Raw genomic sequence first — 15609 nt, forward strand, 5'->3', positions numbered from 1 at the left:
CGTTCGCTGCTGCACAATTCAAAGACTGCATCCTGAACCGGGAGGACGCCCGTGGTCAGAGAAGGTCCTGCGCAACCCGCACCACCGCCAAAAGCACCCTATCCCGCCGACAAGGCGCGGGGCGCCGAGGTGATCCTCAATACGCCGCTCAGAAAGTGGATCTTCTTTGGCGGGCTTATCGGCGCGATCCTGCTGGTGCTCGTCCTGAGCCTTGTTCGCCTCGGAAGCGGCTAACGGAGACTGCCATGAAACGAAGCCTGTTCTGCGCGATCTTCGTGCTGACCCTGAACGGTGCCGGTCTCGCCCAGCCTGCGGGAAACGTTCCCGCATTCTACATCGTGCTGAACTCGCTGACGAAGACCTGCACGGTGGTCGACAAGACCCCTCGCACCGATACACCCAACATCACGGTGGCCAGCGATACGATCTACAAAACGCGAGCCGAGGCGGAAACCGCGGTCAAGGCGCTGAAGCCGTGCAACCAATAGCGCGGCATCCGCAACGCATCAGCCTGACGGTTACTTCTTGAGAGGCCCGAGCAGCCTTTCGTAATGCGTCTTGACCGAACCGTAGCATTCGCAGGCATTCGCCTGCAGCGCTTCTGCATCCATGATCTGGATCTTGCCGCGGGCATATTTGATCAGCCCCGTCTCCTGCAATGTCCTGGCCACCGCGGTCACGCTCGTTCGTCTGACACCCAGCATCTCACCGAGATATTCCTGCGTGAACGGCAGGTAATCACTATCGGACAAATCTCTCGCGCGCAGCAACCAGCGGCAGAACCGCGCTTCCACCTGGTGCGTGGCAAAACATGCGGCGGATTGCTGGGCCTGGGCGTAGACCGTTTGTTCGTGCCGCATGAGCAGGGCAAGCAGTTTCGGGCTTTGCATTGCGACCGATTTCAGGGCTTCGATGTCGCATACGACAATTTCACCGCTGAGCTGAATGATGCCGCGGCTCACCGCAATCTTCCCGTCAAGCGCCGCGGAAGCACCCACCACACCGTCCTTGCCGATCATGGCCGCTTCGACCATTTCGCCGGTCGACAGCGTGATCACGAGCGACACCACCGCGCTGGTCGGAAAGTAGACGTGGCGGATTCGCTGGTCCGCCTCGAACAACACCCGGTGCTGGTCGAATTGTGCGGCCTTCAAATGCGGACCGAGAAGTTTCATGTCGGACGGCGGGAAAAGGCTGAGCAATTGATTGTTCATGAAATGCGCTCCTGCTGACAGGCGGGAGCGCGAACTACTCTCAGCTATCGGTGCTTTCGCGGGATACCCGATAATTGTCGAACGGTACGTCAACTACCGGACATAGCAAGAAAATAATCCCACTATGTCGGGTGGCGGACAGACGCCGGAACTCATTCGGCGAACGATCCGACAGGATTACAACGGGCTCGGGAACCTCCATTTTGCAGGACGTCGTTTGGCGCGCCGCGACGAGCAGGGCCCGATCAAACCAGTCGGCGAGATGTGCATGAAGGAAAGATCATGTCCAAAATGCCGGACGTCCCCCTTTCCTCGATCGAACGGCCACGCTGCGGCAGGTGCCTCACCCGGATGATGCTGGTCCGACTAGCGCCTTTGTCTGACGGGTCGGAGGAGCGGACTTTCGAATGCCCGAAATGCAACGCGATCGAGAGCAGGACGGTTGCCGACCCGCTGAAATCGGAAGCCGTCGTGCGGCTGACGACCAATGTCCGGCCGCCGGTTTGACGAAGACCTGAGCTTGACGGAGATCGCGATCCGGGTCGCAGGCGCCTCTGCGTGGACCGTCGTGATCGCCGTCTCGATATTCTTCGCGATCCTATTTTTCCTCGGGGCGGGCTGACGTTTTCCGTGGCTGACGCTCTGGCTTGGCTCAGGTCTTCGGTGGCCGGCCTCGCTTCGCAAACAGCATGCCCTGCATGTCCACGGCGTTTTGCAGAATGCCGGCGCGTTTCATCGCTTCGGTGCGCTCCGGGCCGGGGGCCATGGTGCGGGCTGCTTCAAGCGCGGCCAGTGCTTCGGTTTCGAGATCGAGCCTGGGGCGGGGATTCTTGATCGGTCGGGCCATGGATCTAACGCTTCGGCTGGGTTTTGGTCGGATTATCGAAGACCGGGCCTGGCGCGGCTTCCTGCGGGGGTAACCGTCCCGGCTCGAGACCTGTCCGATCCACGGCCGTCGTATCCAGCGGGTCGATTGCCTCGATCCTGGTTTCGGCATGGGCGCATTTCGGGCATTGATAATTTCGATGCTCGAAACCTTCCGGTCCCGCCGACACGGCAACCGTCAGCATCCGCGTTTTGCAGTCAGGGCAGCGCGGACGGTGGATGGGCAACAGCTCTGGATCAGCTCTGGTCCCGGGCATGCCAAAAAATACCGCCGTCCGAAAACCCTTGTCTGTCTGATACCTGACCAAGAAAGTCACTAAAATCAGGTTCCGCCCGCGACGGTCCTTCGCCGTTGGTAGGCAGCGCGACGGGCTGGCCGGAAGTTAGCGGCGTGGGCCAGCGTCAGCCGGATTCACTAAAGCTTTGCGTTGCAACGGCAAATTCATTGCCTGTTCATGACGTTTACACTACGTTTTCATGGCACGACCAGGTTCCGGCTGCGTCGTGCGTCTCCTGGCCGTCGCCAGCCAAGGCATTTGCATTGCGCCGGGTAGTGTTGCGTCCCGCCCATGGCGCCCGCGCCAAACCCAGGTCCCTCTGCCACCGCTGCGGTTACCGCCGGCATTGCCGCGATCGGCATATGGCGGCTGTTGGCCGTCGCCGCGCCGCATATGGCCGCGCTGGCGATCATGCTGCAGACCGAGGCCGATTTCGGCTCGCGCCTGTGCTTCGCACTGTCGTGGGGCATCCTGAACTTGCTGTTCGTCGCGCTGCTGCGCCGGCCCGCGCTGTCGGGCGCGCTGTCGCTGACGCTGGTCGTGGCGCTAGTTCTGCTGTCGCAGTTCAAGCACGGCGTCGTGCAGATGACCGCGAACTTCGTCGATCTGATGGTGATCGATCGCGACAGTGCGGCTTTCCTGTTTACGATCTTTCCGAACCTGCGCTGGTCGGTAATCTCGGCGGGCCTTGTGACGATCCCGCTGATGTATGCGCTGTGGTGGCTCGATCCGTTCCGGATCCGCCGGTTGCCGGCGCTGGCGGGGATGCTCGCCTGCCTTGCCGCGCTCACCGGATACGCTTTTGCCTGGCCGGACGAGGCCTGGCGCGGCTACTATCCCGACGGCTACCTGTCCAAATTCGCCCGTTCCGGCGTTACCGCGGTCTCGGATTTCGTTAACTACGGCTTCATGGAGTCCGACGCCGTCTCCGCCGGTCGCCTCAAGCTGCCGCTGGTGGATTCATGCGCCCCGGCGGGGCGGCGGCCGCACATCATCATGGTCCATGATGAGTCGAGCTTCGACATTCGCCAGGCGCAGGGCGTCAAGGTCCCGGCGGGCTACGGCAGTCATTTCGACTCCTTCGACGGCAAGGCGCGCAAGTTCGTGGCCGAAAGCAGCGGCGGAGCGAGCTGGTTCACCGAATACAACGTGCTGGCCGGGCTTTCGTCGCGCTCGTTCGGCCGGTTTTCCTACTTCGTGACCCGTATCGCCGCGGGCCGCGTCGAGCGCGGCTTGCCGCTCGCGCTGCGCCGCTGCGGTTACAGCACGACCTCGCTCTATCCCGCCCACGGCGCGTTCATGAGTGCACGCGGCTTCCACACCACCACCGGCATCCAGAAATTCTACGATGCACGCGATCTCGGCGCCAAGGGCATCGAGCCCGACAGCTTCTTCTATGACAAGACCCTGAACCTGTTATCGCAGAACGCAGCATTGAACCCGCAATTCATTTTCGTCTATCTCGCCGCCAATCACTTCCCGTGGGAGACGCCGTTTCGTGCGGACCTGACGCCATCCTGGTCGAAGCCCGGCAACGCGCCCGTGGTCGATGAATATGTGCGCCGGCAGACCATGAGCGCCAACGACTATTCGGCGTTCGTCGCGGGGCTGAAAAAGAAGTTCCCGGCGCAGCCGTTCCTGATCGTGCGCTATGGCGACCATCAGCCGGAATTCTCGTCGCATGTTCTCGATCCCGGGATTGACGAGACCGCCGCCGGCAAGAAATTCGAGAGTTACGATCCACGCTATTTCACGACCTATTATGCGATCGACGCCATCAATTTCGAACCGGTCAAGAGCCCTGCGGTGATGGAAACCGTCGACGCGGCCTATCTGCCGTTGGTGGTACAGGAGGCCGCCGGCATCCCGCTCGATCCCTCCTTTTCGGAGCAGAAGAGCATCATGCTGCGCTGCAAGGGCGTGTTCTATGCTTGCAAGGGCGGTGCGGAAGCCCGACGCTTCAACCGGCTCCTGATCGACGCCGGTTACGTGAAAAACCTCTAGCAACAAGGGAGGGCAGCATTCCAGCCTCCGCCAAACCTGCAGCAAGCCGGACCGGCGATACAGCATCGCGCGGGGTCTGGTTCTATGCCGGCGTCGGCGTGGTCGCCGCATTGCATCTTGCGGCCCTGGCTGTCCTGCTCAGCACGGAATACGGATTCGTTGGGATCACGCTCGCGCTGCTGGCGTGGGTTTTTGTGAATTGCCTGTTGCTGCTGGTGCTGCGGCGGCCCGGTGTCGCCGCGGCGCTGGCGCTTGTTCTGGTGGTGCTGCTAATCGTGCTGTCGCGCTTCAAGTTCGACATTTTGCAGCTATCTCTGACGTTCCTCGATTTCCTGATCATCGATCGCGATACGTTTTCGTTCCTGCTCTCGGTGTTCCCACAGTTGCGGACGCAGCTGATCGTGGCGGCGGTGATTGCCGTTCCGCTGCTGTGGGCGATCTGGCGCGCCGATCCGCTTCGCGCAGCTCGCGGGCCTGTGCTGGCGCTTCTTGCCGCAACGACCGTGTCGATGTCGGCGATGTCGGTCGCTGCGCCCGAGCAGCCTTGGGAGCCGTTCCAGGGCATCAATCATATTTCCAGCCTCGCGCGCTCGGGCGTGGTCGCGGTGTCGCGGCTGGCCTCGACCGGATGGATCGAGGCCGATCCGCCGACGAACGGCTCGCTTGGCCTGGCTCCGGGTGCGCACGCCACGGCCCGGCCGGCGCTGCCGCCAGACGAAAAATGCGATACCACTGCCAAGCGCCCGCACATCATCATGCTGCTCGACGAGTCGAGTTTCGACATCACCGCAGCACCCGGCGTCAAGGTGCCGCCCGGCTATTCCGACTACTTCAAATCCACCGACGGCAAGCGACGGACCATGATCGCGGAGGCGACAGGCGGCCCGACCTGGTACACCGAGTTCAATGTCCTGACCGGCATGTCGGCGCGCTCGTTCGGCGATCTGAAGTTCTACGTCACGAGAATCACCGCGAACCGCATCGAGCGTGGCCTGCCGCAAGCGCTGCAGCGCTGCGGCTACAAGACCGTCTCGCTCTATCCGACCTATGGCGACTTCCTCAGCGCGCGGGCGTTCCAGAAGGGTGTCGGCGTCAACAGGTTCATCGACATGGCTGACATGGGCGTCGATGAGGACATGCAGCCCGACAAGTTCTACTTCGATCAGGCCTTGAAGGCGTTTGCAGACGAGCAAGCGTCACAGTCGCCGGTCTTCATGTTCGTGTATCTCACGGCCAATCATTTTCCCTGGACCAGTGTCTACCGGCCCGATCTGACGCCGGACTGGAAACCGCCGGGAAATACGCCGGAGATCGACGAGTATATTCGCCGCCAGAGCATGACGGCGAACGACTACCGCGATTTCACCGCACGGCTGGCGCGCGACTATCCGGACCAGTCGTTCCTGGTGCTGCGCTTCGGCGATCATCAACCGGCAATCTCGCAGAAACTGCTCGAGCCCGGCATCGACCGGAAACTGCTGGGGCAACGTTTGATGAGCGCGGATCCGCGCTACTTCTCGACCTACTATGCGCTGGATGGAATCAACTTCCAGCCGCCCGATCTGTCGTCGGCCCTCGCAACCCTCGATGCCGCCTACATTCCGCTCGTCATCCAGGACGCCGCTGGCATTCCGCTCGATCCCTCGTTCAAGGAGCAGAAGAGCATCATGCTGCGATGCAAGGGCGTGTTCTATGCCTGCAAGGACGGCGCGGAAGCCAGGCGCTTCAACCGCCTCCTGATCGACGCCGGCCTGGTGCGGGGACTGTAGTGGCGTAGGGTGGCAAAGCGCTAGCGTGCCCACCATTTAATTCGAAGAGCAATGGTGGGCACGGCGCCAAGTGCGCCTTTGCCCACCCTACGTTTCGGCATCACTTATTTCTTCTTCACGGCGGCAAGGATGCGGTCGGCTTCCACGCGCCAGTCGGGGCTGCGGGCAAAAGCCTCGGTGCCTTTCGCACCGAACAGGCCTTCGTCGGCGAGATCAGCGATAAAGGCCTGGCGTTCGGCGGTGCCTTCCGCCGACCAAGGTGTGAGGCCGGCCTCGCGCACGGTTTCAGCCACTTCGCGAACCTCCTCGCTGCGGCGACGGCCATGCTCGATCACGCGCTGGAAGAAATAGGCGCCCTGTTTTTCCCAGTCGATGCCGGGAAAGGTTTCTGTGAGCGACGCCAGCACCGCGTCCTCGACGCCATAGGCGCGCGCGGTCGTAAAACTCTCGATCACCATCGCCTCCAGGCCCTTGATCATCACGCTGCGGCACATCTTGACCGCCGAAGCGACGCCCAATTGCCGGCTTGCCACCTTGGCGTCAAAGCCGAGTTCCACCAGCAGCGGCGCGAGCGCCTCGGCACCGGCGCCGCCAAGCAGCAAGGGCACCTTGATGCGGTACGGCGGGATCGAGGTCATCACTGCGCCTTCGACATAACGGCCGCCCTTGCCGTCGATCAGGGCGGCGGCGCGCTGCTTGGCGCCCGGCGATGCCGAATTGAAATCGAGGAACCAGGCGTCCTGCCTCACGGCCGGCGCGCAAGCCTGCGCGACCGGGACAGCCTGGCTTGCGGTAACGGCGGAAACGATGAAATCGGCACTCGCGGCGAGATCGGCATGGGACGCCGCAAGCGCTACACCGTGCGCGAAAGCATGGTCGCGCAGCGCGGAGCCTGTCTGATCGCTGCGCAGCTTGATGTCGTAGGTCGCGACCTTCACGTCCTGTTTGCGCAGGTCCTCGGCGAGAATGCGACCCACTTCGCCGTAGCCGACGAGGCCTACGTTCCACTGTCTTGGGTCGGTCGATACAACGGTCATTTGAGACATTCTCCAGACTAAGGATTCAATACGGCTGCAAAGAACGCAATCGCGCGTGCGATCGCGTCGCGGGTCGCGGACGCATTGGCGGCGTCGCTCTGGCGCGAGGGACTGGGATCGTCGAAACCATGCGCCGCATCGGGGTAGAGCTGGAACTGGATGTCGCCACCGATCGCGCGGCTCTTGGCGACGAAGTCGGCGCAGCGCCGCGGCGAGACTTCCTCGTCGGCCGATCCATGCAACACGCGGACGGGTGCGTAAGGTTTGATCCCGTCGGCGAACTGGCCTTTCAGGCCGCAGCCCGGGTAGAACGCCAATCCGGCCCGGAAGCCGGTTGCGGGCGTCGGCGCTGTGATGCCGGGCGCGCTCACCGACATCGTCGCCAGGGTGGCGCTACCGCCGTTGGACCAGCCCTGCAGCGCGACCCGATCGGCGATCACGTCGCTGCGTGTCCGCAGGTAAGCCAGCGCGCCATGGGCGTCGAGCGGGCGAATGGTGATTTCATTCAATTCATCCGGCCGGGAATCGTAGCTGAAACGGGGAAAACCAGTTGGATAGCCGCGAGGACCAAAACCATCGACCAGGATGGCGAGATAACCTTGCCGGGCCCAGATGTGTCCCCATTGCTGATTGCGTTTCGAAAGCGTCGAGGCGTCATATTTGCCGTTGGCGGCCGAGGAATAAACGCCGGCGCGGCCATGCATCATCACCACCGCAGGCGTGCGCGCTGCATGCGGCACCTCCGGCAAAAAAACATAGCCGACCAGTGTCGTCCGCCCATCGGCACTGGCAAAGGTGACGCGCGCGGGCAGGGATGCGGCTGTGGCATCGGCCATTCCGAACATCAGTGACGACATCGCAGCGATACAAGCGGCAGGCGGTGAGAAAGAGTGCGAAAAATTCACGGCGCGGTTCCATGTGAGCCGGGACAGCTTAGCGCAGGTCACCTACTTCGTCCCGATCTTCTCCCACAGCCACCTCGCCACCGCATCGGGCGAGGAAATAGCGTCGTTGCCGGCCGCGCGCAAGTTCGCCTCGCGCATCACGGCGATATCGATCTTGCCGAGCAGCGGCTGCAGCGCCGCCCGCAACGCCGCATCGCCGGCGCGCCTGGGGGCGAGCAGCACCACCGCATCGTAGGGCGGGATCGCGTGCCTGGGATCGGTGAGCACCACCAGATCGTATTTCGCGATCAGTCCGTCGCTGGTGTAGCCCGCGATCACGTCGACTTCGCCAGAAGCTGCCGCGGCATACATGAAGTCCGGCTGCATCTGCCGTTGCGCGCGGAACGACAGCCCGTAGGCCTTTTTCAGCCCGGCCCATTCCGGCCGTGAAAAGAACTCGTAGTCCGCGGCCATCGACATTCCGGCCGCGTGCGGCGCCAGATCGGTGATGCTGCGGATGCCGAGCTGCTCCGCCCGTTTGCGCGGCATCACCAGGGCATAGGCGTTTTCGAAGCCGAGTTCGCCGAGCAGCGTGATGTTCTGTTTGGCAAGCATGGTCTTCAACTCGTCGAGCACCTCCTGGCGAGGCCTGATGTCGCTGCGCTGGAACTGATTGGCCCACAGCGTGCCGGAATAATCGACGTAGAAATCGATATCGTTGGCGGCCAGCGCCCCGAAGATCACGTTCGAGCCGAGGCCTTCGCGCGAACTGGCAGAGAGGTCGGTGGCTCTCAGCCGCTGCGCCATCAGCGCCGACAGCACATATTGCTCGGCAAAGGTCTTGGCGCCGATGACATAGCTGGTTTGCGAGCGCGTCATGGCGGGCACCAGCGTCGCCGCGACCAGCATCGCGATGCCGGCGCCGCCAAGCACGGCGCGCACGCGGCTGCGGTGGCGCAATCCGCTTTCGACCAGTGCCAGCAATTGATCGACGGTTAGCGCCAGCACCGCGGCCGACAGGCAGCCGAACAGCACGAACACCCAGTTCTGGGTCTGCAATCCCGCGAAGATGTAGTTGCCGAGGCTGGTCTGGCCGATCGGCGTCGACAGCGTCGCGGTGCCGATCACCCAGACCGCCGCGGTGCGGATGCCCGCCATCATGACCGGCAATGCCAGCGGCAGTTCCACCGTGAACAGCGACTGCCGCGGCGTCATGCCGACACCCTGTGCGGCTTCCAGGATCGCGGCATCGACGCCCTGCAGGCCGGTGATGGTGTTGCGCAGCACCGGCAGCATCGAATAGAGCGCCAGCGCCAGCACGGCGGGGAGGAAACCGAAGGCGGAAAATCCAAATCCGAACCACGACAGCGACACCGCCGCGAGCGCCAGCAGCAGCGGATAGAACAGTGCCAGCAGCGCCAGGCCCGGAACGGTCTGCACGATGCTGGCAAGCCCGAGCAGCGCGCCGCGCATCACCGGACGATTGCGTGCCGTAATCGCGAGGGGCAGGCTGACCGCGAGCCCCAGCGCCAGTGCGGTGACGCTGACGCGGACATGGTTGCCGAGATAGTCAGGCAGATGCCCGAGCGCCTCGCTCCAGCGTGGATCGGCGAACAGGTTCATGCCGCGCCATCCCGCGGCAGCAGCGCGCCAAGCCGTTCCGCCTGCCGCCGCGGCGTGCGCAGCAACTCGCCGACGTAAGCGTCGTTGCTATCAGAGAGTTCGGCGGGCGTGCCTTGGGCCAGAAGCCGTCCGCCGCGCATGATAGCGATGCGGTCGGCGAGCAGAATGGCCTCGGTCATGTCATGGGTGATCATGACCGTGGTCAGCCCGAGCCGGCGGTGCAATTCGCGATAATCGTCGCCGAGTGCGTCGCGGGTGAGGGGATCGAGCGCGCCGAACGGCTCGTCCATCAGCACGATGCGCGGTTTCGCGGCAAGAGCCCGCGCCACGCCGACGCGCTGGCGCTGGCCGCCGGACAATTCATGCGGCAGGCGGTCGCGATGCTGCGCGCGGTCGAGCCGCACCAGATCGACCAATTCATCGACCCGCGCCACAATTTCGTCCGCGGGCCAGCCGAGCAGCTTTGGCGTGATGCCGATATTGCCGGCGACGGAAAGATGCGGAAACAGCCCGCCGCTCTGGAACACGTAGCCGATCCGCCTGCGCAGACCGATCGGGTCGACATTGCGGACGTCCTCGCCTTCCACCGTGACGTGGCCCTCGTCCGCGTCGATCAGCCGGTTGGCCAGCCGCAGCAGCGTGGTCTTGCCTGACCCGGAGCCGCCGACAATGGCCAGGAACTCACCCTCGGCGACATCGAGCGAGACGTCGTCGACCGCCACCACGCGGTTCGCGCCTCGGCCACCGTCGAAGGTCTTGCCGACATGCGCGTAGGAGATGAGAGACGAGGCGGGCATTCGGCGTGGATTCTCTGCAAGGGAAATAGCGATAGCCGAACAATCGGCTAATCGTGAGCCGGGTGCCAACCTTTTTCTGCCGCCGGCACGCGGTAACGCCATTCGATGGCCTCGTCGGCCGGCAGGCCATTGAGGTGAGGCGGTCAGTCCTTCGGGATCATCGCCGAGGCCATGAACGCTGCGACGGCAGCGGAATATTCCGCCAGCCCCTCATGACTGAAATGCATGTCGTTACCTCCCCAATAGAAGCGCTCGGGGCGCGATCCGGACCGCTTCTTCAGCGCGTCGGTGGCATTGAAGAAAAGAAAGCCGTTGGCGACGCAAATCTTTTGCACCGAAGAGCTGACGAGATTGTTCCACAGGCGGCCCTTGGCGTCGGGTTTGAGGTGCTGGAGATGCGGATGAGAGATGAACAGCACGCGGCTGCCATCCCCAGTGTAATCCTTCAGCACCTCTGCCAGCTCCTGCAGATTGTTCCTGAAACTCAGGAGCGGCTCTGCATATTTCCGTTCGAGATCGGCGCCCTGGTCCTGCGAATAGGAAAAGAGGGTGAAGTCCGATCGGTTCTTCTCAACCACCGCTGGCATATGGATAAAGGAGTGCCAAAGCTTTGCCGCAAAGCGCATCAGGTACAAGGGATGCTTGCGAGCTTCCATCAGGCCGAGACTGCATTCGCGTCCAATGGGTGAAGCCTTGACGCCGACATTTTGTCCGCGTTCGTTGCGGACAATCAGCCCGCGGTATCGGGCGAAGTCGTCGTACAGATCGGTTTCGTCCACGTCGACCACGATATAGTCGGGACGCAGCACCGGTAGCAGCTTCTTGGCCTGCGGCACGAAGATGGCCGGGGAATACGAGGTATATCCCGCATTGTAGGTCTTCAGGCAGGAACCGCGCTCTGTCTTGAAGTATTTTGCAACGTGATACGGCAGCGTGTTCTTGTCGTCGTAGCCTTCCATAAAGGAATCGCCGAGGAACAGGACCGAAACCGGGTTTTCGCACTCGGCCTGCTGTGCCGTATCGTCGGTGATCCTGATGCCGTTCGCGTCAAACGATCGCTTGTAGCTGAAGCCGGTCGAATCGCCGTAGATGCACAGATTCTGGTCTTGCGGTGTCGGCTGATGGTTCACCACGTCGGATTGCCAGTTCAAATTGACACCAGCCATTTCGAGATCGTACAGCGGACCGAAATACTGCTGCAGCCGAAACCCAATCTCAAAGATCACGGCCCACGTGATGACCAGCAGTACCGCCGATCCGACGAGGTGAAACCCCCGCTTCATTGAACGTCTCCGGCATGAATTCCGAACAGATCAGTAGATACCCAAATTCGTTGCATGGCGATGGGTCTGTCGATTGGCGATCACCAAAGCAGACCGGTCGTGCTGGCAAAAAGAAGCGGTGACCGGGGTGGCGGCCCGGCCTCCAGCAATGGCAATAAGATCAATTACCACGTTGCGGTGCCGCGTTGAACTTATCGTTCGTAACCGCTAAGGCATGACCCAAATTGGGGAGGGGACGCAGTGGATACGGTACAGCCTACGGCGGTCGCGCTTGATGAGGCGACGGTGGCATTCCGCTTGGCCGACGCACGGGTCTATACGGCGGTGGAAAAGGCCCGGCTTTCGGTCGCGCATGGCGAGTTCGTCGCCATCGTGGGTCCCACCGGATGCGGGAAATCGACGCTGCTCAACGTCGCCGCCGGCCTGTTGAAGCCGGCCGCGGGCGCGGTGCGGATTTTCGACCAGCCGCTCACCGGGCTCAATCGGGACGCCGGCTATCTGTTTCAGGCCGATGCGCTGTTTCCCTGGAAGACCGCGATCGACAATGTCGCCATTGGCCTCGAGATCAAGGGCGCGCCGCGGGCGATGGCGCTGGAGCGCGCGCAGGGCTGGTTGACGTCGGTCGGGCTCGGCGCGTTCGGCAGTCGCTATCCGCATATGCTGTCCGGCGGGCAGCGCAAGCGCGTTGGGCTCGCGCAGGTGCTGATCCGCGATCCCAAGATCCTGCTGATGGATGAGCCGTTCGGGCCGCTCGATGCCCAAACCCGCCAGATCATGGGCAATCTCTTGCTGGAACTATGGACCGCCGACCGCAAGGCGGTGCTGTTCGTGACCCACGATCTCGAAGAGGCGATCGCGCTGGCCGACCGCGTGGTGATCATGTCGGCGGGACCCGGCGCGCGCATCATCGGCGATTGGAAGGTGGCCCTGCCTCGCCCGCGCGACATCTCGGAAGTGCGGATGGAAAAGCAGTTCCACGAGCTGCACCGGGAAATCTGGAGCGTTCTGAAGGATGAAGTGATGAAGGGTTACGCGCAGTCTTCGCAAGCGGCGGAGGCCTCCTGATGTCCCGCCTGACGCTGCTGTTCTGGCAATTGATGGTCGCCGTGGTCGCGCTCTCGCTGTGGCAGTTCTTTGCCACCGTGCCGGTGTTCGGCCGCATGCTGCTGCCGCCGTTCTTCTTCTCGACCCCGGTCGATGTCGCCAGCCAGATATACAAATGGTTCGCGACCGGCGTGATCTGGAAGCATCTGATGATCACGCTGTGGGAGTCGGTCTTGGCCTTCGTGATCGGTTCGGTTGGCGGCGTGCTGGTCGGCTTCTGGTTCGCGCGCCAGCCCCGCGTCGCCGCGGTGTTCGATCCCTATGTCAAGATGATGAACGCGTTGCCGCGCGTGGTGCTGGCGCCGATCTTCGCGCTGTGGCTCGGGCTCGGCATCTGGTCCAAGGTCGCGCTCGGCGTGACGCTGGTGTTCTTCATCGTGTTCTTCAACGTCTATCAGGGCGTCAAGGAGGTCAGCACCACCGTGCTCGATAATGGCCGCATGCTCGGCATGAGCGAACGGCAGTTGACGCGGCATGTGTACTGGCCCTCGGCGCTGTCGTGGATGTTTTCCTCGCTGCATACCGCGGTCGGTTTCGCCGTGGTCGGCGCCGTTGTCGGCGAATATCTGGGATCGGCGGCCGGCCTCGGCTACCTGATCCAGCAGGCCGAGGGCGTGTTCGACGTCGGCGCTGTCTTCGCCGGCATGTTCGTGCTGTCGGCCTTCGTGATCCTGATCGATTTTGGCGTGACGCTGGTCGAGCGGCGGCTCTTGGTGTGGCGGCCGGCGCCCGTGGCGCGGGATTGATCGACGCCGTCGGAGGCCGCGGCCTTGTTACAGACGTCTGCTTAATTGTTACTCGCCTTCGGCGAACGAACTGACGCATGATCAAGCCGGGCCGACCCATGCGCGGCTTCGTCGGCGCGACCGCCCGAAAGCAAATGATCCCCGCACAGGACGCAGGCCAATCCGATGAGACCTTGCTGCGCTACGCCGGCTGGCGCGTCGTGCTCGCCTGTTTCCTCATGGCGCTGTTTCTGTTCGGCTTCGGCCTTTACGGTCATGGCGTCTACCTGGCCGAACTGCAGCGTCTGAACGGCTGGCCGGCCGCGCTCATTTCGGGCGCGAGCACGGTGTCGCTCCTGCTGTGCAATATTTTCGCAACCTTCACCAACGAACTCGTTGCCCGGCTGGGTGCGAAGCGGCTTGTGCTGCTGGGAATTGCGGCGCTGGCGGCGTCGACGACGCTGCTCGCATGGGCGACCACCCCGTGGCAGCTCTACGCCGCTTTCATCCTGATGTCTCTGGGATGGATCGGCATGGGAACGGTCGTGATCGCGACGGTTGTGAGCCTTTGGTTCGTGCGCCGTCGTGGTCTCGCCATCAGCCTTGCGTTCACCGGCGGGAGTTGCGGCGGGGTCGTCGTTACGCCGTTGCTGGTGTTTCTCGTCGAGTGGTTCGGCTTCCCGGCCGCGATGCTGACCGTGACGGCGATCATGGTCGCGGTTCTCGTACCCGTCGCTGTCGCCTGGATCGGTCCGCCAGCAGGCGGTGGTTTGGCCGAGGGGCAGATCAAGGATCCGTCGCCAGCCGAAATGTCTTCCGCTACGGGCGAGATCTCGCGCGCGAAACTGCTGCGCAGCCCGGCGTTCTGGACAATCTCGGTTCCATTCGCGCTTGCGCTGTTGGCTCAGATTGGTTTCATCGTGCACCAGATCGCATTGCTTGAACCGAAAATCGGCCTTGCCAGCGCGGGTGTCGCGGTTTCCATCATGACGTTCATGGCGATAGCCGGGCGCCTCGGCCTCGGCATCTTTGTCGACCGGCTCGATCCGCGGCGCGTCACCGCCGTGTCGCTCGTCAGTCAGGCGGCGGCGCTGCTGGCCGTCCTGCAGACCGACGACGTTTCGGTCGTCCTCGCCGCTTGTGCGGTGTTCGGCTTTTCGATCGGCAATATCATTACCTTGCCGCCGCTGATCATTCATCGCGAGTTCAATGCCGCAAGCTTTGTCGTGGTCATGGGGCTGTCGAACGCGGTCAGCGGAACCGTTGGTGCGCTTGGTCCCGGCCTCGTCGGTCTCGTACGTGGCTGGCGCGGCGACTATGATGCCGTCCTGGCGGTGTGCATCGGTCTGGAGCTGCTTGCGGCAGCGATCGTGGTCCAGCGCGGGCTATTGCGATGGCGGCCGGCGCCGGTGGAGGGGCGAGGGTAGGGTCTCTCGTCGTCATTGCGAGGAGCGCAGCGACGAAGCAATCCATTCTTCCTTTCCGGGGCGAGATGGATTGCTTCGCTTCGCTCGCAATGACGGAGGAGAGACCGTCCGCGTCAGTTCAAGATCTTCGTGTCATCCGGCGCCTGCGGCGGGGTCTTGATCGCGATCGCCTTGATGGTGCGGCCGACAGGCTTGGTACCGCCATGCGGGGTGCCTTTGGGGATGACGACGAGGTCGCCCGGCTTCACCGTCACTTCCTTGTCGCCAAGCCAGATCGTTCCGGTGCCTTCGAGGATGTACTGAATCTCGTTGGCGTTGGCATGCAGATGCTTCGGCGGGCTGCCATCCTGGATCGCGATGGTCACGCCATCCGCGGAGACAAGCATTTTGTTGCGCATGCCGCCGGCGTTGAGAGGAGACAGCTTGTCCCCTTCGAGATCGCCGGTCGAGATGACCTGCGCGGTGATGTTTTCGGCGGCAAGGGCAGGGCGCAGCAGATGCGTGACGCCGCAGCCGGCGGCAAAGGCGGTGGCAATTGACAAGGTGATGGCGATACGATTCATGGATAGTCCTCCCAGG

At 63.0% G+C, this 15609-nt stretch carries 16 protein-coding genes; 8 read left to right on the forward strand and 8 right to left on the reverse strand.

Going from position 1 to position 15609, the window contains the following annotated elements; all coding sequences use genetic code 11:
- Positions 1 to 51 precede the first annotated feature (51 nt).
- Both JQ629_RS29020 and JQ629_RS29025 read left to right on the forward strand, forming a co-directional pair.
- Positions 52 to 234, forward strand: a complete 183-nt coding sequence (locus tag JQ629_RS29020; RefSeq protein WP_212415517.1) for a hypothetical protein — start codon at positions 52 to 54, stop codon at positions 232 to 234.
- 11 nt (positions 235 to 245) lie between these two features.
- A complete protein-coding gene (locus JQ629_RS29025) occupies positions 246 to 488 on the forward strand; it encodes a hypothetical protein (protein ID WP_212415518.1) in 243 nt (80 codons plus the stop codon).
- Between the two features lie 30 nt (positions 489 to 518).
- Here the strand turns inward: JQ629_RS29025 and JQ629_RS29030 are convergent, their stop codons facing one another.
- Positions 519 to 1214, reverse strand: coding sequence for a Crp/Fnr family transcriptional regulator (locus JQ629_RS29030; RefSeq protein ID WP_212415519.1), 696 nt, complete (start codon positions 1212 to 1214; stop codon positions 519 to 521).
- Between the two features lie 282 nt (positions 1215 to 1496).
- Here JQ629_RS29030 and JQ629_RS29035 point away from each other — a divergent pair, with 282 nt between their 5' ends.
- Complete coding sequence (locus tag JQ629_RS29035) at positions 1497 to 1721, forward strand: response regulator (protein WP_212415520.1); 225 nt, start codon at positions 1497 to 1499, stop codon at positions 1719 to 1721.
- Between the two features lie 145 nt (positions 1722 to 1866).
- Here JQ629_RS29035 and JQ629_RS29040 read toward each other — a convergent pair whose 3' ends face one another.
- Entirely contained in the window at positions 1867 to 2061 is a 195-nt protein-coding gene (locus JQ629_RS29040) for a hypothetical protein (protein ID WP_212389916.1), read from the reverse strand.
- A gap of 607 nt (positions 2062 to 2668) precedes the next feature.
- On the opposite strand from JQ629_RS29040, the gene JQ629_RS29045 reads away from it, so the two are divergent.
- Together JQ629_RS29045 and JQ629_RS29050 are read left to right on the forward strand one after the other, a co-directional pair.
- Positions 2669 to 4381 (forward strand): sulfatase-like hydrolase/transferase, encoded by a 1713-nt coding sequence (locus JQ629_RS29045; protein ID WP_212415521.1) that lies wholly within the window; start codon positions 2669 to 2671, stop codon positions 4379 to 4381.
- Positions 4382 to 4479: 98 nt separating this feature from the next.
- Positions 4480 to 6150, forward strand: a complete 1671-nt coding sequence (locus JQ629_RS29050; protein ID WP_349631339.1) for a sulfatase-like hydrolase/transferase — start codon at positions 4480 to 4482, stop codon at positions 6148 to 6150.
- 104 nt (positions 6151 to 6254) lie between these two features.
- Here JQ629_RS29050 and JQ629_RS29055 read toward each other — a convergent pair whose 3' ends face one another.
- The 5 genes from JQ629_RS29055 to JQ629_RS29075 form a co-directional block, all read right to left on the reverse strand.
- Positions 6255 to 7196 carry a DUF1932 domain-containing protein gene (locus tag JQ629_RS29055; protein WP_212415522.1) on the reverse strand — a complete coding sequence of 314 codons (942 nt, stop codon included), beginning with the start codon at positions 7194 to 7196 and terminating at the stop codon, positions 6255 to 6257.
- Between the two features lie 8 nt (positions 7197 to 7204).
- Positions 7205 to 8023, reverse strand: a complete 819-nt coding sequence (locus tag JQ629_RS29060; protein ID WP_212415523.1) for a dienelactone hydrolase family protein — start codon at positions 8021 to 8023, stop codon at positions 7205 to 7207.
- A gap of 111 nt (positions 8024 to 8134) precedes the next feature.
- Positions 8135 to 9694 (reverse strand): ABC transporter permease/substrate-binding protein, encoded by a 1560-nt coding sequence (locus tag JQ629_RS29065; protein ID WP_212415524.1) that lies wholly within the window; start codon positions 9692 to 9694, stop codon positions 8135 to 8137.
- The gene (locus JQ629_RS29070; protein WP_212415525.1) at positions 9691 to 10491 is read right to left on the reverse strand and encodes an ATP-binding cassette domain-containing protein; all 801 of its coding nucleotides are present in this window, start codon (positions 10489 to 10491) and stop codon (positions 9691 to 9693) included. The genes JQ629_RS29065 and JQ629_RS29070 overlap by 4 nt, the downstream gene beginning before the upstream one ends.
- A 143-nt stretch (positions 10492 to 10634) precedes the next feature.
- Complete coding sequence (locus JQ629_RS29075) at positions 10635 to 11774, reverse strand: SGNH/GDSL hydrolase family protein (protein ID WP_212415526.1); 1140 nt, start codon at positions 11772 to 11774, stop codon at positions 10635 to 10637.
- 240 nt (positions 11775 to 12014) lie between these two features.
- On the opposite strand from JQ629_RS29075, the gene JQ629_RS29080 reads away from it, so the two are divergent.
- From JQ629_RS29080 to JQ629_RS29090, 3 genes are all read left to right on the forward strand, one after another.
- Entirely contained in the window at positions 12015 to 12839 is an 825-nt protein-coding gene (locus JQ629_RS29080; RefSeq protein WP_212415527.1) for an ABC transporter ATP-binding protein, read from the forward strand.
- A complete protein-coding gene (locus JQ629_RS29085) occupies positions 12839 to 13624 on the forward strand; it encodes an ABC transporter permease (protein WP_192737957.1) in 786 nt (261 codons plus the stop codon). Before JQ629_RS29080 ends, JQ629_RS29085 begins: the two co-directional genes overlap by 1 nt.
- A gap of 77 nt (positions 13625 to 13701) precedes the next feature.
- Positions 13702 to 15030 carry an MFS transporter gene (locus tag JQ629_RS29090; protein WP_349631340.1) on the forward strand — a complete coding sequence of 443 codons (1329 nt, stop codon included), beginning with the start codon at positions 13702 to 13704 and terminating at the stop codon, positions 15028 to 15030.
- Between the two features lie 113 nt (positions 15031 to 15143).
- On the opposite strand, the gene JQ629_RS29095 is transcribed toward JQ629_RS29090, so the two are convergent.
- Positions 15144 to 15593 (reverse strand): cupin domain-containing protein, encoded by a 450-nt coding sequence (locus JQ629_RS29095; protein WP_212266521.1) that lies wholly within the window; start codon positions 15591 to 15593, stop codon positions 15144 to 15146.
- Between the last annotated feature and the right edge of the window lie 16 nt (positions 15594 to 15609).

Origin of the sequence: Bradyrhizobium sp. AUGA SZCCT0222 (assembly GCF_018130205.1) — a bacterium.
Taxonomy (GTDB): Bacteria; Pseudomonadota; Alphaproteobacteria; order Rhizobiales; family Xanthobacteraceae; genus Bradyrhizobium.